General features: G+C 42.7%; 15 protein-coding genes. 6 read left to right on the top strand and 9 right to left on the bottom strand.

Annotated features, from left to right (window positions below; translation table 11 throughout):
- Nucleotides 1-488 precede the first annotated feature (488 nt).
- Nucleotides 489-2,288: a hypothetical protein gene (locus LMH68_RS14315; protein WP_229647046.1), complete on the bottom strand. Its 1,800-nt coding sequence runs from the start codon at nucleotides 2,286-2,288 to the stop codon at nucleotides 489-491.
- A 189-nt stretch (nucleotides 2,289-2,477) separates the two neighbouring features.
- Complete coding sequence (locus LMH68_RS14320) at nucleotides 2,478-3,338, bottom strand: oligogalacturonate-specific porin KdgM family protein (protein WP_229647045.1); 861 nt, start codon at nucleotides 3,336-3,338, stop codon at nucleotides 2,478-2,480.
- A 538-nt stretch (nucleotides 3,339-3,876) separates the two neighbouring features.
- On the opposite strand from LMH68_RS14320, the gene LMH68_RS14325 reads away from it, so the two are divergent.
- Nucleotides 3,877-4,914, top strand: coding sequence for a polysaccharide lyase family 7 protein (locus LMH68_RS14325; protein WP_136973873.1), 1,038 nt, complete (start codon nucleotides 3,877-3,879; stop codon nucleotides 4,912-4,914).
- Between the two features lie 258 nt (nucleotides 4,915-5,172).
- Here LMH68_RS14325 and LMH68_RS14330 read toward each other — a convergent pair whose 3' ends face one another.
- The 3 genes from LMH68_RS14330 to LMH68_RS14340 form a co-directional block, all read right to left on the bottom strand.
- Nucleotides 5,173-6,540, bottom strand: a complete 1,368-nt coding sequence (locus LMH68_RS14330; RefSeq protein WP_080582237.1) for an MATE family efflux transporter — start codon at nucleotides 6,538-6,540, stop codon at nucleotides 5,173-5,175.
- 148 nt (nucleotides 6,541-6,688) lie between these two features.
- Entirely contained in the window at nucleotides 6,689-7,411 is a 723-nt protein-coding gene (locus LMH68_RS14335) for a FadR/GntR family transcriptional regulator (protein ID WP_017063624.1), read from the bottom strand.
- A gap of 174 nt (nucleotides 7,412-7,585) precedes the next feature.
- Nucleotides 7,586-8,362: an SDR family NAD(P)-dependent oxidoreductase gene (locus tag LMH68_RS14340; protein WP_065584137.1), complete on the bottom strand. Its 777-nt coding sequence runs from the start codon at nucleotides 8,360-8,362 to the stop codon at nucleotides 7,586-7,588.
- A gap of 342 nt (nucleotides 8,363-8,704) precedes the next feature.
- Between LMH68_RS14340 and LMH68_RS14345 the strand changes: the two genes are divergently transcribed.
- From LMH68_RS14345 to LMH68_RS14355, 3 genes are all read left to right on the top strand, one after another.
- Complete coding sequence (locus tag LMH68_RS14345; protein ID WP_010438385.1) at nucleotides 8,705-9,424, top strand: FadR/GntR family transcriptional regulator; 720 nt, start codon at nucleotides 8,705-8,707, stop codon at nucleotides 9,422-9,424.
- A gap of 276 nt (nucleotides 9,425-9,700) precedes the next feature.
- Nucleotides 9,701-11,563, top strand: coding sequence for a DUF294 nucleotidyltransferase-like domain-containing protein (locus LMH68_RS14350; protein WP_017061466.1), 1,863 nt, complete (start codon nucleotides 9,701-9,703; stop codon nucleotides 11,561-11,563).
- On the top strand, nucleotides 11,563-12,306 hold the full coding sequence (locus tag LMH68_RS14355) for a 3'-5' exonuclease (RefSeq protein WP_229647044.1): 744 nt from the start codon (nucleotides 11,563-11,565) through the stop codon (nucleotides 12,304-12,306). The genes LMH68_RS14350 and LMH68_RS14355 overlap by 1 nt, the downstream gene beginning before the upstream one ends.
- Nucleotides 12,307-12,440: 134 nt before the next feature.
- Here LMH68_RS14355 and LMH68_RS14360 read toward each other — a convergent pair whose 3' ends face one another.
- The 3 genes from LMH68_RS14360 to LMH68_RS14370 all read right to left on the bottom strand — a co-directional run bounded on the left by LMH68_RS14360 (nucleotide 12,441) and on the right by LMH68_RS14370 (nucleotide 14,948).
- The gene (locus tag LMH68_RS14360; RefSeq protein ID WP_102428441.1) at nucleotides 12,441-13,115 is read right to left on the bottom strand and encodes an oligogalacturonate-specific porin KdgM family protein; all 675 of its coding nucleotides are present in this window, start codon (nucleotides 13,113-13,115) and stop codon (nucleotides 12,441-12,443) included.
- Nucleotides 13,116-13,191: 76 nt separating this feature from the next.
- Nucleotides 13,192-13,347, bottom strand: coding sequence for a hypothetical protein (locus LMH68_RS14365; protein WP_229647043.1), 156 nt, complete (start codon nucleotides 13,345-13,347; stop codon nucleotides 13,192-13,194).
- 989 nt (nucleotides 13,348-14,336) lie between these two features.
- On the bottom strand, nucleotides 14,337-14,948 hold the full coding sequence (locus LMH68_RS14370) for a toxin-antitoxin system YwqK family antitoxin (RefSeq protein ID WP_229647042.1): 612 nt from the start codon (nucleotides 14,946-14,948) through the stop codon (nucleotides 14,337-14,339).
- A gap of 509 nt (nucleotides 14,949-15,457) precedes the next feature.
- Here LMH68_RS14370 and LMH68_RS14375 point away from each other — a divergent pair.
- Both LMH68_RS14375 and LMH68_RS14380 read left to right on the top strand, forming a co-directional pair.
- The gene (locus LMH68_RS14375; protein ID WP_017061461.1) at nucleotides 15,458-17,230 is read left to right on the top strand and encodes a sodium:solute symporter family transporter; all 1,773 of its coding nucleotides are present in this window, start codon (nucleotides 15,458-15,460) and stop codon (nucleotides 17,228-17,230) included.
- 85 nt (nucleotides 17,231-17,315) lie between these two features.
- Nucleotides 17,316-18,932: a polysaccharide lyase 6 family protein gene (locus LMH68_RS14380; protein ID WP_108203022.1), complete on the top strand. Its 1,617-nt coding sequence runs from the start codon at nucleotides 17,316-17,318 to the stop codon at nucleotides 18,930-18,932.
- A 188-nt stretch (nucleotides 18,933-19,120) separates the two neighbouring features.
- Here the strand turns inward: LMH68_RS14380 and LMH68_RS14385 are convergent, their stop codons facing one another.
- Complete coding sequence (locus LMH68_RS14385) at nucleotides 19,121-19,648, bottom strand: peptide-methionine (S)-S-oxide reductase (protein ID WP_108203023.1); 528 nt, start codon at nucleotides 19,646-19,648, stop codon at nucleotides 19,121-19,123.
- Between the last annotated feature and the right edge of the window lie 49 nt (nucleotides 19,649-19,697).

Raw genomic sequence — 19,697 nt, forward strand, 5'->3', positions numbered from 1 at the left:
GCCTCACGTGCCTATCTTAGTAAATAGCGGTTACATGCAATGATACTGGGAACGATAAGCTTAGGTCGCTCGTACGAGCTTGTATTTACACATGAAGTATTCTCAACCACTCATGGCTAGGTGTTTAAGGTTGGTTTTTAGAACGTGATTAATCCTAACCCTATGTAAACAGGTTAGTTTTCTTGGTTTCGATGTAGGGAGGAGTTTGCAGTTGCAACAGGATTATACAGAGCCATTTCTAGCCTTGGTTAAAAGTGACATGTACCAAAGCAACATAAATACTTGATGACATTGAGAAGTCAACGCGGCGATTGATGAGCTTTCGAGGTTTGAATTTGTCATGAATTGGCAAGTCTCTTAAAGGAGAGTGTCAGTGGGCTATTTGCGAGTTAGTTTTGCCAAATGAATGATTTAGTGAAGTTGAATGGAAATAAAAATGCCGTCACTAAGACGGCATTTTTGACAGAGTTTTAAGTTAACTAAACTGACTACTCAGCATTCAGAGGATCTTCAGCAACAACTGCAGAGAATGTACTTGAGTTGTATGGCGATGCACTTAAATCTGCGCCAATACTGTAGTTCTCGTAGTCATCAGAAAAAATTTCAGTCGTGCCTGCTGTATCGGAATAAACCTTGTAGTCGTCGACGTATAAAGTCGTATCCGCTGTTCCACTGTTTGATGAGAACTTAATGGTTGTCGCAGTGACTTCCACACCTGGATTAGTGTTTTGTGATGTATAAGGACCATACTCTGTACCATTGACTTTCACGGTGTAAGTACCAGCAGCGCTCAAGCTTGATGTGTCCCAAGACATCTCTAGGTCAATCCATGTACCTGGAGTGAATGTCGTGACTTGAGTGCTTTCACCACGGAGTGTGATCTTCCCTTCATCAATTTTGAATTCTCCGATTAATGAACTGGTAGAGTTAGCTGAATCAAATAAAGAAACATATGCAGACTCAGTTTCAGCAGCATCATAGTACATCGAAACTTTATGTGTACCCGTCGTCATGCCTGAATCAAACTTGTAACGTAATTCGCCAGTATCGCTAGTATCCGTATCAGTAATAGCCGCCACCTGGTTGTCCGTTGGATCTGGGTCAGGCTCAGTATTGCCGCCATCAACAACAACTGTCGCTTCCGCAGTATTGTTGTTGTACGGATTACCTGATAGCGCTTGGCCATTCGGGTAATTGTTAAAGTTATCTTCAAACACTAGCTCATCAGAAGCTGTGTCATTCGAATAAACTTTAAAGTTGTCAGCGTTTAACTCGTAGTGTGTTGTGTTAGAAGTATCACCAAGCTTCAATGACACGATAGTAACGGCAGCTTTGTCGAAAGCCTCAAAACCGTTGCCGCTATTGTCGTATACAGTGTCATTGACTTTGAATGTGTAGTAACCGCTCGCCCAACTGATTTCAACCGCGAGATCTTCACCTAAAGTGTAAGTGCCTACAGGCTCATCAGGAATTTGAGGTTTACCGCTACTATCGGTAACCGTGGAACGGTAGAAAATTTCTCCAGCATTAAAAATAACTTCGCCGTGTAAATTAGTGTTAGAAGTACCAGAAGCGTAGAGACTAATATAAGCGTTGTTACCTGAACCATTCGCTTCTTGCTCGGTGTTTTCATCTACTTGGTAGATTAAGTCAACGGTTACCTTTCCTGATGCGATACTGTCTACTGTTGCCCCTGTGCTGCTGTCAGACAATTTCAAACGTAGTTCACCCACATCATTCTTTACACCACCATTGTTGGTGTCCAAGATTTGAACGTAGCCATTGATACCATTTGCTTCATTGGCTTCACTGATAGCTTCTTGTACGGCGTCAGTCGCAGTTTGGTCTGAACCAGAGTAGTCTATGCCAGTGGTGTTATCTGAAATATTCAGAGCACCAGCGTCATCGAAAGAAAAAACACCATCTAGAATTTCGATCGTTGATGTGCCTGTTTCATAATATGTGAAAGAGACCGTACCGGCTTCTTCATCATAATTATTAGTAGAAGCACTTGCATCTTTAATCGTGTAAGTACCTAAGTCATCATCATCGTCATAGTATTTATGATTGCCATCTTCTTGGAAAACATAAACATTTGGTAGATCAGCGTTTGATGACGCGGAAATTGAAGAAGAGTTACCATCACTGATTTGCCAGTAACCTGTTGTTAGTACTGACTCTTGGCTGCCATCACCTGAATCCGTCGGAATAGGTAAACCGTCACTGTTACAACCAAATAATAAACCTGTCGAAAGAGCAACAGCTGTAGCGACTTTAGAAATCTGCATAAAATATTCTCTTTATGATATTAAATCCATATGTAAATCACATAAGAAGTAGATAATGAATAGTCGTTAAATATTTATTAGGATGAAACTAACGTTAATTAGAACATCCTATTATTTAAATAAAGTGCTTAAAATATGCCCCAAAAATTTACAAGAGGAGAGGGTATTTTATAAATTGACTATTTCTAATTAGAATGAGTAAGCAACACCAACACGGTATTTTGCTTCGCGATCTTTAGAAGATGAGCTGATATCAGAAGACCAAATCTCAGCAAAAGGTTTCCAAGAACCGAACTTGTAGTTTACTTTTAAGCCAGCATCCCATTCCCAGTCATCACTATTATAAAGAAGTACGTTATCCAAAGATTTTACATAGTTTGCTTCGTAAGAAAGACCAAGCTTCGGTAGAGACTCAATTTTATATGCACCTGTTAGCGTTATTTTGGATTTTTGAGCTGATTCTAAACGTTCGCCAGTTTCTGAATCTTTGTCACCAAATTGAGTGTGGTTGCGGAAATCAGCATACTCGTGACGGTAACGAATGGCAGTCGTTAATCCCATATCCGCATTATAACCAACGCGGAATTGTGGTTTGTAAGTGACTTTTTTCATTTTCCAGTCACCATCGTTAGAATTAGGCTCATCCCAATCCCAAGCAATAGGCATACCCACTTGTAGATACCAATTGTTATCTATTTTGTATGTCGCAGTGTTATCGATTTCCATACCATAGATGTACCAATTGCCACCGTAAAAACTCTGGCTGTTCGCTGATTTAACTTCGCCAGAATCTGCGTCGTAGTAAGAATCGTCAGTATGGAATTTAACTTCAAGGCCCGTTGAGTGCTTCCACTTATCTGACAGTTTAAAGCTTTCACCTAGCTTCACTCGGTGTTGATGGCGAGCGTCTACGTGAGCCGTGTCGCCATTTGTTTTTGTATAATCCGTCGCAGCACGATACTCGTAACGATAATCAAGAGATGCACCAGTAGCTGTGCCCGCTAAAAGAGTACATGCAACAGCTGCAGAAATTTTTGTAACAGAATTCATACCTTTGTCTCACTATTATTTTTTTATTCTGGATACATCCAATGTACCCGTGGCTCACAAACCAATACCTTACATGGTATTAAATTAATGTATGACAAATATGGTATTTATTATTGAGTCAGATTTCTGTGAGATCTATCAAAAAGTTCTGACTAATGGCCCAAGTATATAGCTAAATGTTATGAATATCTCAATTTAGGGCTTGTGTATTAAATCAATCATGACGTACTTCTCATATTCACAAACCTTAGAAACTCACTTTTTTGCATGTGTTAAAATAATACAAATATTAAGTGTTTCTATATGTTAATAATGATGATTTTAACCATCGTGGCTTAAACATAGGGAGCATGTTGAGAGGCATAAATATAAACCATAGCCAGATGTTTAATAAAAGTTACAAAATGGCTAAATGTAAATTCTATTTATCGGTTGGCTTATTTAAGTCGAAGAGAAAATATTTAGTACTAATTCGTGTTCAAAAGTGGTTTCTGTACTGAGTGTGTACTCGGTATCTGTTAACAATAAAGGATGAGTCATGTTTAAGAAAAACATATTAGCAGTGGCGCTATTAGCGACTGTACCAATGGTTACTTTCGCAAATAACGGTGTTTCTTACCCCGTACCTGCCGATAAATTCGATATGCATAATTGGAAAATAACCATACCTTCAGATATTAATGAAGATGGTCGTGTTGATGAAATAGAAGGGGTAGCCATGATGAGCTACTCACATAGTGATTTCTTCCATCTTGATAAAGACGGCAACCTTGTATTTGAAGTGCAGAACCAAGCGATTACGACGAAAAACTCGAAGAATGCGCGTTCTGAATTACGACAAATGCCAAGAGGCGCAGATTTCTCTATCGATACGGCGGACAAAGGAAACCAATGGGCATTGTCTAGCCATCCATCAGCAAGCGAGTACAGTGCCGTTGGCGGCACGCTAGAAGCGACCCTAAAAGTGAATCACGTAGCGATTAACGCTAAGTACCCAGAAAAGTACCCAGCTCACTCGGTGGTTGTTGGTCAGATTCACGCTAAAAAACATAATCAGTTAATCAAAGCTGGAACTGGTTACGGGCATGGTAATGAACCACTAAAGATCTTCTATAAGAAGTTTCCTGGCCAAGAAATGGGTTCAGTATTTTGGAACTATGAGCGTAACCTAGAGAAAAAAGATCCTAACCGTGCCGATATAGCTTACCCTGTTTGGGGTAACACTTGGGAAAACCCAGCGGAACCGGGTGAAGCAGGCATTGCTCTTGGTGAAGAGTTTAGCTACAAAGTGGAAGTGAAAGGCACCATGATGTACCTAACGTTTGAAACCGAGCGTCACGATACCGTTAAGTATGAAATCGACCTGAGTAAGGGCATCGATGAACTTGATTCACCAACGGGTTATGCTGAAGATGATTTTTACTACAAAGCGGGCGCATACGGCCAATGTAGCGTGAGCGATTCTCACCCTGTATGGGGACCTGGTTGTGGCGGTACTGGCGATTTCGCTATCGATAAAAAGAATGGCGATTACAACAGTGTGACTTTCTCAGCGCTTAAGTTGAACGGTAAATAGCACATAGCATAACCAATAGGCTAGCTAGACGCAGTCCTTAAGGAATATTTTCGAAGACCACTTAACCGAATGTTGAGTGGTCTTTTTGTTTTATATGAGTTTTAAGATGACCTTGGTATTAATGTGACCTTGGTATCAATGAGGGTGTGCTGAAGCCTACCAATGAATGGTACAGCTGAAACAATACAACCTTGTCAAAAGACAAGGTTGTAATCAGAAAGCGTAGAAAGATTTTAGGACGGCGACTCGATACCGGACTTAGTCATACATCAACTCTTTAGCTTTGTCGGCATCAAACTCCTTTAGAGACTTTCGAGCTAAGTGACGGAATGGGAAAGCTTTAACGACTTCTTCGAATGGTTGGATAGCAAAGGCCCAAAAGATAGAGCCATCTAAACCAAAGATGATCAATGCACACAATGGAATTGAAATTACCCATTGACCAGTAAAGTTGATTTTGAAGACTGCGGTCGTTTTTCCTAGTGCTCTTAGTACATTCCCATGAACCGTGTTGTAGCCACGGACAATCGGCAAGAAGATGTAGAGTGGGGCGATAACGGCCAATGCTTGATAGGTAGACTCATCCAAGTTCGGGTAAATGTCACCAATGACCAGACTTAATCCTGCGAACAAGATTGCACACACAAAAGAAATGACGACCGCAATATCAATACTGGTATCGACGTTTTTGACTAGGTCATCCATCTTTTTAGAGCCAATCGCTTGGCTGATAGTAATTGCGGAAGAGTGAGCCCAAGCGGTAATAAATTGAGAGACAGCCCTGATCCAAGGCATCACCAAAGTAATCGCTACGTAAGCGTTGATGTTAAGTTGCGAATACAACAATTGATATATCGTTGCGCCAATCAAAAGCATGGTCACGTTCGCTGCTACAGGGAATATTTCGATAAAGTGACGGCGAACGTTGGTAAAGAATTCAGAGCGCTGAGCGTCTAATTTGAGTGAAATCGCTGAGCTTAAATGCACGCACAAAACCAAATACAGCAAGCGGATCGTTATTGCAATAATGCTGCCTAATGCAGCGCCTTGTACTCCAATCCCTTCAAAATTAGAAAAACCATGAATCAGCACATATGAGAGTACAGCATTGATAGGCAGTTCAATTAAGTAACCTTTGAATGGGACTTTAGTTCTGCCTAGCGCATTAAATAAAGCAATGATCACCTGCGTTAACGCGGTAAAAATAACGATGTATTTCGAGATGTCTAGATAGCGGCTGATTTCTAAGTGAAGGGAAGCGTCATCTGTTAAAGCTTGAATCAAGGGTTGTTCGAAAAAAGTAAGTAGAAGCCAAAATAGTGTTGCTACGCCAAGGTTGATAAATAACCCTGCCCAAAATGCTTTAGATAATGATGCGGCGATGCCAGAGCCCACTGCGCGGCTTAATACTAACTGAGTACCGTTTGCCAGCGCCATTTGAATTCCCAGTACAAAGGCAACGATAGTCGTCGCAATCCCCATTGCAGCTAAAGGGATTTCACCAAGAGGAGAGACAAGCAGTGTGTCGATCATCAACATCGACTGCATCAAGATACCGTTTAAGGCGAGGGGCCAGGCGAGAGAGAAATTTTTCCTTACGTACGATTGTGAAGACACAAACAACACCTTATGTGTATAACCGTAAGCTTTCTCTGAGGTGGCGGAGTAGAGCGTTTAAAGAAGAAAACACTACGGTAGTTGATGGTTAAAAAATGGGTGCTAAAACAAGACTGACTTGTGTCTTTGAAAAACAAGTCAGTTTGGTTAATCTCGGTTATGCGATGGCTAATTCAACCCTAGAGAGCTTTTGGTTCTCATCGTCTAGCAGGACTTGAGAAGCAATTCGAGCTTGCTTGGCATCGCCAGACATTATTGCGTCGTAAATCGCTTTGTGTTCTTCTAAACAGAAGCGACCGCCTTCAGCGGAGTGGTCGATAAACTGCTTGAAGATAGTCGACAGAATGTTCGCGAATGGAATGTAAAATTGATTACCTGTCGATAAGAAAATCGTTTGGTGAAACAGGTGATCGTTGGTCGTCCACTCTTCATAATCGAAGCTATTTGCTGCGATGGTCATTTTCTGGAAAAGAATCGAAAGCTCTTTGCGTTGCTCTACAGTTGCATTGGTTGCAGCGAGCGCACACGCTTCCGGGTCAATCGCTTTTCTTAAGCCTAAAAATTGAGACAAGAAGGGTTTAGTATCTTCTAAATCTTGGATCCAGTACAGCAATTGCGGGTCCAAGAAGTGCCACTGTGTTCTCGGTTTGATACGAGTGCCCACTTTTGGCTTCGACTCGATTAAACCTTTTGCCGAAAGTAGCTTAGTTGATTCTCGAAGGGCAGTTCTGCTCACTCCAAAGATTTCGCACAGCTCCATTTCGCTGGGTAACTTTTGATTTTCTTCTAACTCGCCTGACAAGATCTTGCGAGCAATTTGTCTCGCCACTTGAACATGAATTCGGCGGCTTGAATCTTCCACCAATGTAAATATTGACATTTAAACCACCTGAAATTGAAACTTTGAAAACACTAAAAGCCAGACGAATCTGGTGTTTAGTGTCAGTGTATACGTCGAATTTAGTGTGAGGTTTTCCCTCATCTACTCGGGTCTGTTAACCTTATATAGTGTGGCGAACTTAAATCGCTGAGTGAGCTTATATAAACCAGCTAACTAGGGCGTTATTTGTCCGCCGTTAACATCTAGGATTTGACCTGTGATGTAACCGCTGCAAGCATGTGAGGCAAAGAAAGCAAAAGTAGGTGCTACTTCTTCAATACTGCCAAAGCGACCCATAGGGATATTGCTAGCAATGGTCGACTTTAGCTCATCGCTTTTGCCGTCATGAAATGCGGTATCGATAGTGCCTGGTGAAACTATGTTGAAACGGATATTGTCTTTAGCAAATTCTTTTACCCAGTTCCGATGGATATCGTGTAACCAAGCTTTCGATGCGGCATATACACCAGCACCCACACCACCACCTTCACGAGCGGCAATCGAACCCGTGCTAATCACACAAGATGTTTGCCCGGACTCAGCAGCAGAGGCGCGTAAGTGCGGGATAGAGAACTTGGTTGTCATCAGCGCAGAGCGAACATTAAGGTTCATTACGCGCTCATAAAACTCATCATCGATATTTTCTAGATTGGCGCGACCACCAAGGCCACCGGCGTTGTTAATCAACACGTCCATACCACCAAAATGATCAGTGAACTCTTTGACTAACCTTTCGCACTCTAATGTGTCCATTAGGTTTGCAGGAAAAAAGGCAACATCGCCACCCAGTGCGGTAAGTTCAGATAGAACGTCATCAACTTTTGGGCTAGAAGCACGACTATTGATACCAATTTTTGCACCATACTTTGCGAAAATACGTGCTGTAGCTAAGCCCATACCTGCAGTAGAGCCAGTAATTAGAATGCGTTTGCCTTTTAAATCGTTAAACATCACAGTCGCCTATATTGTAGATCATTCGCGTTAATAAATCATACAATAACACTTGCAGTATTCAAGGATAGTCATCTCAAAACTGATCATCAACGACATAAATAGTGAGAGTAAGAGTCGTTTTGTGAGTTTGCGCATACAAAAAACGGTGTAAATAAGAACCATTTGTATGAATAAATGTTTTTAATTAGTTTGATGAACTAAATACTTATAATATTCATAAAATCTTCGCTAGCCTATATCATTCGTGACCTCACGTTATTCTTATACTTAGTTGGTGCAGATATAAATCAGTGCTATAGTCCGAGTTAAATAATACATATCTAATAAGTAAGTAGACACATGGCTGGCTCTTTCAATTCGATTTCAGGCTCTAAGCGAAGCCTTCATGTGCAAGTTGCACGTGAAATCGCACGTGGTATTTTGTCGGGCAATTTGCCTCAAGGCTCTATCATTCCTGGTGAAATGGCTCTGTGTGAGCAATTTGGAATTAGTAGGACTGCATTAAGAGAAGCGGTTAAGCTTCTTACTTCAAAAGGCCTACTAGAATCTCGACCAAAGATCGGTACTCGCGTTGTTGACCGTGCGTTCTGGAACTTTTTAGACCCGCAATTGATCGAATGGATGGATGGTTTGGCAGATACAGACCAATTCTGTCATCAGTTTTTGGGCTTACGTCGCGCGATTGAACCAGAAGCATGTGCATTGGCTGCTCAGTTCGCGAGCGCTGAACAACGCATTGAACTGTCGGGCATTTTCCAACAGATGGTAGAAATATCAGGTGCTGAAGAGTTTAACCAAGACAGTTGGCTAGATATTGATATGAAATTCCATAGCCTCATCTTCAATGCAACAGGTAATGACTTTTACCTTCCATTTGGCAATATCTTAACGACAATGTTTGTTAACTTTATTTCTCATTCTTCAGAAGAGGGAAGTACGTGTATTAATGAACACCGTCAAATTTATGAAGCAATCATGGCGGGTAACAGTGATAAAGCACGCCAAGCTTCTGCAAGTCATCTATTAGATACTAACCACAGATTGCCAGTAGCAAGCTAGCTTAGTGTTTTGGGTGAGGTTTCAACTCTAAGGTCTTAGCCGTTTCTATCGAGCGTTGCTCTGGATACCTAGTGGAGTCAACCTAAAATTGCTGTTACTACAGACAGTTATCTATTGAAAGCACGTTTAATACGTGCTTTTTTTACATCCAAAATTGATGAAAACTTGACCGATGTCCAATATTTAGTCTTATGTGCGTTGTTTTGCTAAAACCGCTAGTAACCAGCATTGTTAGTTATATAATAATACTAATCAAATTAATGCGAGTGTGATTATATGCCTCAGTCTCTATTGCCAAATATTCTTCAGTTCATCGGTCAGATAGACCCTTTCGATAAGATCCCTAAAGAAGCGCTTCGTGACCTCGCTTTTAATGTTCAGATTACCTATCTAGCCAAAGGGGATGTCGTCGATCTATGCGAGTCAGGAAAAGAAAAGTCGCTCTATATCATTCGAACAGGATCTATGGAGCAAAGAAAATCGGACGGTGTGCTTCGTGCCCGTCTAGGCAGTGAAGATTTGTTTGGCTTTACGTTCTTAGATTCTGAAGTCAACGACGAAAAAGGCTATAGAGCTGTCGCAATCGAAAACACCTTACTTTATGTGATTCCACACTCGGCACTTCAAACGCTTTTCAAAGCCTTTCCAAGTTGCGCAGAACACTTTGCTTCACAGGCGCAGGTTCGCTTGAAGTCGGCACTGGATGTGGTCTGGTCGAATAAAGAGAAAGGCCTGTTCATTCGTAAAGTTGAGGAAGTGGCAAGCGGGCAGGTGGCAATTGTTAAGTCTGAGCAAACCATCCAGTCGGTTGCGGTTGAAATGCTTCATCAACGCTCACCGTGTGCCGTGATCTATGAAGGTGAAACCATTGTTGGTTTGATCACCGACCGAGACATGACTAAGCGAGTGATTGCCCACGGCGTGAGTACTGATAGCCTGATCTCAGAGGTAATGACGCACTCTCCACTTACTGTAAAACCGGATGATCTGGTGCTGCATGCGGCCTCTATCATGATGCAATTTAATATCCGTAACTTGCCCGTTGTGAAAGAGAATAAGGTCGTTGGTCTTCTTACTACGTCTCATTTGGTTCAAAACCACCGTGTTCAAGCGATATTCTTGATCGAGAAAATCAAATACGCGGGCAGCGTGAAAACCATGTCTTCGTTCACCTCAGAGCGACAAGCTATTTTTGAAGCGCTGGTGGAAGGTAAAGTGGCGCCTGAAACCGTCGGCAAGGTAATGACCATGATTATGGACGCCTACACCCGTCGATTGATTCAAATAGCGATTGATAAGTTAGGCCCACCACCGTGTGATTTCTCTTGGATCGTAGCCGGATCGCACGCACGTAATGAAGTGCACATGTTGTCGGACCAAGACAGCGCGATTGTTCTTGCTGACGATGCAACCGACAGTGACCGTATTTACTTCAAACACTTAGCGATGATGGTGACCAACGGCTTAGCAAGCTGTCACTACCCATTATGTCCAGGTAAATTCATGGCTGCGACGCCAAAATGGTGTCAGCCACTCAGTGTATGGAAGCACTACTACAAGAAGTGGGTGGCTAACCCAGAGTACGAACGCTTGCTTAATATCAGTGTGTTCCTAGAAATTCGTACTATCTACGGCAACAGTGAGTTCGAAGGTATTCTGCGCGATGAGCTGCATAGCAATATTCGCGGTAACCGTGAGTTTTTAAGCACGCTAGTGAAAGACGCGGTCAATACCAACCCGCCACTTGGCATCTTCAATAGCTTAGTGCTAGAGAAGTCAGGTGAGAATAAGAAAACGTTGAACGTGAAGAAGTACGCGATCAACTTGATTATCGACTTAGCGCGTATTTATGGCCTTGCTGTGGAGTGCGATTTGTCGGCGACTGACGAACGTTTCGCTGCTGCCAATGAAAAAGGCATGCTGAGCGACGATGCATTCAAGAACATTCTGGGTGCTTACCAGTTCATTCTCTCTTTCCGTTTTGGCCATCAACTTGAAGCGCTGAAGAACGGGGATGTGCCTGACAACAACATCAACCCAGATAGCTTTGGTAGCTTTGAGCGTAAACACTTGAAAGATGCCTTTAGGATCATTGCTGACCTTCAAGAAGCGGCGAAAATTCGTTTCGGAGCACGTTAATGAAGCTATGTTCAACTAATAAATGTTTAAAACGAATGCTAAACTATTTTCACCCGCTTGAACGAATTAAACGCAAGCGTAAGCAATATTTGGGTACGGTTAAGCTGCCAGAAGCGTTACATGATCTGGTAGAACAGCCTTGTCCTGAAATGACGGATTTGGCCAAAGACAGCGACTATATCGTGTTGGATCTCGAAACCACAGGCTTAGACAGCGAACAAGATCTTATCTTGTCTATGGGATGGGTCGATGTGGTGAAAGGACGAATCGATTTGGCTTCTGCCAAGCATATCTACCTGAACAATGATTCTCAGATTAACGCTGAAACTGCGGTGATTAACCACATCACACCACAGATGCTGGAAGAGGGCGCATCTATTCATGATGCGATGCTCACTTTCTTCGAAGCAGCGAAAGGCAAGATTATCGTCGCGCACGCGTGTGTAGTCGAAGAGAAGTTCATTAGCCAATACCTTCTTCGCTGCTACGGTTTAAGAGCGATTCCTCTGCTTTGGCTTGATACCTTGTGTATTGAGAAAAGCATGGAGAAAGCGATCAGCAATCATGAAGAAGTCGATTTAACCTTGGCAGGGACTCGCGAAAGGTACGGGCTTCCTGAGTACAACAGCCACAATGCATTAGCCGATGCCGTTTCGACAGCGGAATTGTTTTTGGCTCAGCAGAAGCGAGTTGTGCCTAACGATAATGTGACCGTTGCCTTTCTCTATCGGATTAGTCACTAGGAAAAAGAGCTGCAAGTGCGCGGCTCTTATTTTACTGATTTTAAAGGAAAAAAAGCCAGCGATTAAGCTGGCTTTTGTTTAGGTCTTAGAAAATTAGGACAGTAATTATCTTAGATTATTCATGTAGCTATCGATTAGAAGCTGTAAGTAATACCTACACGGCTACGTAATTGACGGTCACGGCTGTCTTGAACGTTACCTAACTCAACGTATGGACGCCAGCTCCAGTCAGCCTCTTTGTAGCCCACTTTAAAGTTGTAATCCCACTCGTTGTCAGCACCACCGCCGCCAGTCCACTCATTGTCAATGAAGTCTTCTGCGTAGTTAGCTTCAAAGCCGAACTGCCATGCATTCCAGTTGTAATCGATGTTACCTGTAACTTTACTGCGGTTCTTATTCTCGTTTGAAGAGTCAGATGTGTAGTCACGGAACTCGTGACGGTAGCGAAGTTTCGCCTTTAGGCCTGATTCGAAAGAGTATTGAACACGTACTTGCGGTTTGTAGGTTACGCTATCAGAACCAAACGTTACTGGCATACTTGGTTGAATTAACCAGTGCTCGTTAAGCTTGAATTTGTAACCGTATTCGAACTCGTTGTCTGCCGCTTCCCAACCAGAGAAAGGCTTACCTTTTTGCTTTATTTCAGCGCCGAAGAAGTGGTTATCGACAGAACCGCTCATCTTGATACGACTTGCCCAGTCTTCTGAGCCATGTTTGTACTCTTGGCGCGCGTCGAGTGATGCGGCAGACACGCTGCCTGCGAAAAGAGTCGCTAATACTGCAAGTGTTACTTTATTCGTTTTTATCATTGTTATTGTTTCCACTGTATCTAAATAAAAAGGGGTTACTAAAGGACCAACGTTGAGCCCTTTGTTGTATTTGGGATTATAGTTTTGGGTAAAGTAGTTCTACGTCTCGTTGAGCCCACACTTCAGCTAGCTGCTTCTTGACTGTGAATTCGCTGAAATCGGTCTCTGTTGCTAGTTTTACCCATTCAGGGTTTTCCATAGCTACGCCAGCTTTCAGGTAAAGCGGAGTCATACGTTCAACGCGACGACGTTTGTTTTCTTGTGTAGGGTTACTCTTTCTTTTGAATTAAAATACTACAAATATGCTAGCGATTAGAATGGTGAGGTTCTGTGAATTAGATCGTGTTGTCATGATAAAACCACTATTTACAAAGGGTTACAAAGTTAGGGTTTGAATTAAGCCTTTGTTTTTTAATGGTTATCTTTCAGGTTATGTTGATTTTCTGAGTTTTGTCTATCAATAAATGTGCGCTACAGCAAAAAATTGAATCTTTAGATGTTATTTTTATTTGTAATACATTATTATTTACTAACTTTCTGTAGCAACACATAACTTTGCTGTGTTGATTGCATGAACAGACGGTGTGAAGCCGAATAAGTAAGAGTGGTCTTGAAGCTAAATGGATTAAATCCACCGCTTTAAGAACATGAGACATTTACTTGAGGTGATTTAAAGCTCAATCAGAGAAGGTTTGAAATGTAGTAGGCAAGGTAGTGACATAGCCTGCTATATAAGTATGAACTTGATAGGAATGAACTGGGTTCGAATCGTTACCCGTTGTTCTCATCAGCGACAAAGAAGAAATCGTTGAAGTGCTTGCGAAAGCATTTTGATTATTGCTCCCAACTATTCTAATTATAACTTCTGCTTTCATCTAGAAAGGTAGGAGATGGTAGTCGAAGATTTACCCTTGCGCTCATGTTGATACAGGCAACATGAGCGTTTTTTTATTTGAAATTTGAGTAGAGAGTCGTGTGCGGCTCAATAAGCGTGTAAACCGCGGCTTAAGAATAGGCTTTTAGGTTGATGACAACACGCTCAAGTGAGTCTGTTACAGCATCAAAGCCACGAACATTCACGCTTAATCACATGAATGTTCGTTTCCCTTCTCTTCTCTTCTCTTCTCTTCTCTTGTCTCTTAGTTGCAGACGTGTAGCTGCAAACTTTAACAGCAGGCGTTTAGTTATATCAAAGAGCTCCGTGAGAGCTGTTCTTGAGGCTTAGCTTTCTGTAGGCATCCACACCTGTTTAGAGGTGACTTTGTGATCTTTAAAGGTCAGTTCTTCAACTTTGTCACCGTTAGTATTCCAGCGAGTAAGTTTTCCGTTCGCGACTTCACCTTCATCAAACTTCGCTTGGCTGGCCTTATTACCGTTCGGGTAGTAGTCCGTTACCAATCCATCTTTTTGTCCGTCGCTGTATTCAGCTGTCAAGCTTTGTTCCCCATTGGGATACCAGCGAGAGGCGGTGCCTGATAGTTCATTGTCTTTATAATTGAGTTCTGCTTTTTTCTGTCCGTTTGGATACCAGGTTTCAGCTTTGCCTTGCAGTTCACCTTTTACGTAATTCACTTTAGAAGCGACTTGGCCATTCGGATACCAGTTAGTTTCTAGCCCAAGTTCTAAGCCATCGGCAAACTGAGCTTGGGTCGCGACTTGGCCGTTATCGAACTTCTCTTCAAATTGACCAGTGAAAGGTTTTGAATGGTTTACTTGGTAAGCCACGCCTTTACGCATCTGTAAGTAGTCAACAGCATCTTCACGCGGTGTTGCTGCATAGCTCATAGAAGATACCATACTAAGAGCAATTAAGATTGGAACGTATTTCTTCATAATGACACCTTTTTATTGGACGGGGAAAGTGTAACGGGTGTGTTAAAAGCATTTCACTTCCGTGTATCCCTGTCAGTATCTAATAGTGGTTTTCAAGTTTTCATTATTGGCTGCCTAATATAGGGAACTTTTAAAAGAAAATTTCCAATTCTATTTGTACTACAAATTAGTTGGTTTGATTTATTTTTATAAATTATATCTAACGATATTTTTGCTGCTCTTCTTTAAGCTTTGATCGTCAAGAATAATAGTTTTTAACGATGAATCTTCGATTTTTAGAGACTTTGTTCATGTTTTTCGGGGTTTTGGTCGAAATTTAGTGCGGATAACTGCACTGACTTGAGGAATTGCGCTCATAGGTGGTGCAACTTTGAACTCGATCACTTGTATGATTAATTGAGTGTCAGACTGTAAGATCATTGTCACGCATTTGGATTATTGTAGTACAAATATACTTGCCATTTATTTATAGTGACCTCAACAAAAAAACATAAATAAAAGGTCTAACGATGGAACTCAATACCCTGATAGTTGGCATCTACTTCCTATTCTTAATTGCGATAGGGTGGATGTTTCGAACGTTTACAAGTACGACAAGTGATTACTTCCGTGGGGGAGGTAATATGCTGTGGTGGATGGTAGGTGCAACCGCATTTATGACCCAGTTCAGTGCTTGGACATTTACTGGTGCAGCAGGTAAAGCCTTTACCGATGGCTTTGCCGTAGCGATTATCTTCATCGCGAACGCATTCGGTTACCTAATGAACTACCTTTACTTCGCTCCGAAGTTCCGTCAACTGCGTGTTGTGACGGTAATTGAAGCGATTCGTATGCGTTTTGGTAAGGTGAATGAGCAAGTATTTACTTGGTCTGGTATGCCAAACAGCGTTATCTCTGCAGGTATTTGGTTGAATGGTCTAGCAATCATCGCATCGGGTATCTTCGGCTTTGATATGACAACGACGATTGTCCTAACGGGTCTGGTTGTACTAGTAATGTCAGTAACAGGCGGCTCTTGGGCGGTAATCGCATCTGACTTTATGCAGATGGTTATCATCATGGCGGTAACGGTGACGTGTGCTGTGGTTGCGATTTACCACGGTGGCGGCGTTACGCAGATCGTTAACGACTTCCCAACAGATTCATTCATTACGGGTGATAACCTGAACTACATGAGCATCTTCAGCATCTGGGCTGTGTTCATCTTCTTAAAGCAGTTCAGCATCACCAACAACATGCTTAACTCTTACCGCTACCTTGCTGCGAAAGATTCAAATAACGCACGTAAAGCAGCTCTACTTGCTTGTGTACTAATGACGCTTGGTCCAATCATCTGGTTCATGCCTTCTTGGTTCATGGCAGGTCAAGGTGTTGATTTAGCAGCAGCTTACCCAGAAGCTGGCAGCAAAGCCGCTGACTTCGCTTACCTTTACTTCGTTCAAGAATACATGCCTGCAGGTATGGTTGGCCTTCTGATTGCCGCTATGTTCGCAGCAACAATGTCTTCAATGGACTCAGGTCTAAACCGTAACTCAGGTATCTTCGTTAAGAACTTCTACGAGCCGATTCTTCGTCCTAAAGCGACAGAGAAAGAGCTAATGGTTGTTTCTAAACTAACGTCTACCTTCTTCGGTATCGCGATCATCTTGGTTGCTCTGTTCATCAACTCTCTTAAAGGTCTGAGCCTTTTCGACACCATGATGTACGTGGGCGCATTGATCGGCTTCCCAATGACAATTCCAGCATTCTGTGGCTTCTTCATCCGTAAAACACCGGATTGGGCAGGTTGGGGCACGCTAGTTGTAGGTGGTGTGGTTTCTTACTTCGTTGGTTTCGTTATCACTGCGGACATGATTCAAAACTGGTTCGGTCTAAATGAACTAACTGGCCGTGAGTGGGCTGACCTGAAAGTGGCTATCGGCCTTATCGGTCACATCATATTTACTGCTGGCTTCTTTGTTCTTTCAACACTGTTCTACAAGCCTCTTGCTGAGCACCGTGAGAAAGACGTAGACAAGTTCTTCAACAACCTAGCGACGCCACTAGTTGCTGAAAGTAATGAACAGAAGAAACTGGATAACAAGCAACGTCGTATGTTGGGTTCACTTATCGCGGTAGCGGGTGTGGGCGTAATGACTATGTTCGTACTGCCAAACCCAATGTGGGGACGCATGGTATTCGTTCTGTGTGGCTTGATTGTGTTCTCTGTTGGTCTGTTACTTGTTAAAGCAGTCGATGACAAAGTCGAGCAACAAGACGAAGTGACTCCAGCCGAAGGCTAATTTAATACGCATCCTAAATAACATCACGGCCACCTGAACGGGTGGTCGTCATTTTTATAATCCAAACTTTAATGTGAGATGTACGATGAACAAAAAACTATTATCGGTAAGCATTATTAGCGCGTTCACACTCGCTTTTGCAACAGGCTGTACGACACAAGAGAAAACAGCACCCGTAGTCAGTGTCGCTGAACAAGCTGCGCCTGCTATAAGCGAAATCGACCGTAGTTACCTATTGAGCAGTGACCGCTTAACTGAGGTCGATGGCGACACTTTAGCCGTTGCTTCAGAAGAACAAGTGGCTGCGCTTAAAGCACAATTTGAAAACCTAAAAGATGGCGACGAAGTGGTGATCCCTGCTGGTAAATACGCGAACTTAGGTCAAGTGACGATCACGGCGAATGACATCACTATCAAGGCTGAGCAAGCAGGCTCTGCGTGGATCACTGGTTTGATTCAGTTTGAACTGAAAGGCGATGACATCACGCTTGATGGCTTGGTATTTACTGAGGGCGGTCCTAACGAACGCTTTGGTGCAGTACGTATGATGGGTAATGGCAACACGCTGCAAAACTCAACATTCTACTACTTCAACCATGATTACACGTACGAGCCAGACGAGCGTCGTTCTGAGTATCCAAAGTACCTATGGGTTTCTCTATGGGGTAAAGATGGCAAAGTCATCAACAACCGTTTCGAAGGTAAGCAAAAACGCGGCACTTTGATCGGTGTACAAAAAGATGACACAGCCGACAACCACCTGATCGCAAATAATATCTTCATGGATCAAAAGCCTAACCAATTCAATGAATTCGATATCAAAGAAGCGATTCGTTACAACGGCAACAGCTGGGAAGCGATCCGTATTGGTGATTCTAAAGCTTCACAGTGGGATTCAAGTTCTAAGTTCGTGAACAACCTGATGATCGATATGGATGGTGAGCGTGAGCTTATCTCGATTAAGTCGGGCGACAACACGATCTCAGGTAATACTATTTTCCAAAGCACCGCGCTTATTTCACTGCGTCACGGAAAAGGCAACACGGTTGAGAACAACATGATTCTTGGTAATGGAAAGCGCCTAACCGGCGGCGTCCGTATCTACGATGAAGACCATGTGATCCGTAATAACTACATTGCAAACACTCGAGGCCGCGATGGTTTGATAGAAGGCAACGCTGACCTACGTGGCGGCATTGTTATTAACACAGGTATTATCGACGTAGCGAATGGTGAGCAGCTAGATCAATCGGTGAAAGGCAAAGAGCTGAACAAGCAGTGGACACCGAAAAACATCACCATCGAGAATAACTCTCTAGTCGATACTGAGTGGGGCATTATCTATGGCAACCAAACTCACCGTGTTAGCCTGTTCAATAATGCGGAAGTTGAAAAGATTTATGCAGGTGTGGATGTGGCGTTCAAACATAATGTGGTTGATAACTCGCAATCTCCTGAGTTTGTAAGTGTGCGTGCAACGCAAGATTACCCATTAGTCGGCGCAACCTACACAGACGAAACTTACGTAGGTCAAGTAACGGATTCTGAGTTGATTGAAAGCTATTCGGTTGAACTGCCAAAAATGATGGTTGAGAACGGTATCAACGCTTATCAAGGCGAAGGTGCAGACGTGTCTAAACTTGCGGTCGTGACGGCTGAAACAGCGGGTCCGGACTACGTGCTTGAGAATACGACTAAGTAAGTTATTGGTTATGGGTTATTGCTTAATGGCTAATGGCTAATGGCTAATGGCTAATGCTTAATGGCTTGAGCTATCAAACCAATTCACGATAGCTGTCTTGGCCATTAGCACTTAAAAAGCCTCAACGGGTAATATCTGTTGAGGCTTTATCGATCTTAGGTTGTGACCATTTCAATCTTACGTCGTGACTACTGTGATTTATACTTATGCAGCAGATCCCAAGGGATATGACATAAGTGGTGATCTTCAGGGAAGTGGCTTAAGTGATGCTGGTGGATGTCGTCGCTGGCAACATAATTGGTCAATGGCAACACCTCAACAGCGATACAGTCGGCATCATCTCTTGAAGAAATATAGTGCTTAGCTTCGGTTAAGTGTTCTGCGTTGGTGCTGTATACGCCTGTGCGGTATTTCTCTCCCACATCGACACCTTGTTGATTCACGCTGTAAGGGTCAATAATCTCAAACAAGTGTCCCATCAAAATCGTTACTGACGTGATGTTTGGATCAAATTCTATTTGTACGCATTCTGCATAGCCATCGTAATCGCTTTGTGTGCCATTGCATTGCGTGCTATCGCATTGTGTCGTCCTGTTTTCTGTTAGCTGGACGCTTCCATTGGCACGACCTGCTTCTGTGCTGATAACACCAGGAACGTACTTAATAAATTCCTGTACGCCCCATAAGCAACCGCCAGCTAAATAAATTTGTTCCATACTTACCTTTTACTTCTCTGTGTTTGTCGATGTTTGCTTATGTCTGTTC

It is taken from the genome of Vibrio sp. F13 (assembly GCF_020806305.2).
Lineage (GTDB): Bacteria > Pseudomonadota > Gammaproteobacteria > Enterobacterales > Vibrionaceae > Vibrio > Vibrio crassostreae_C.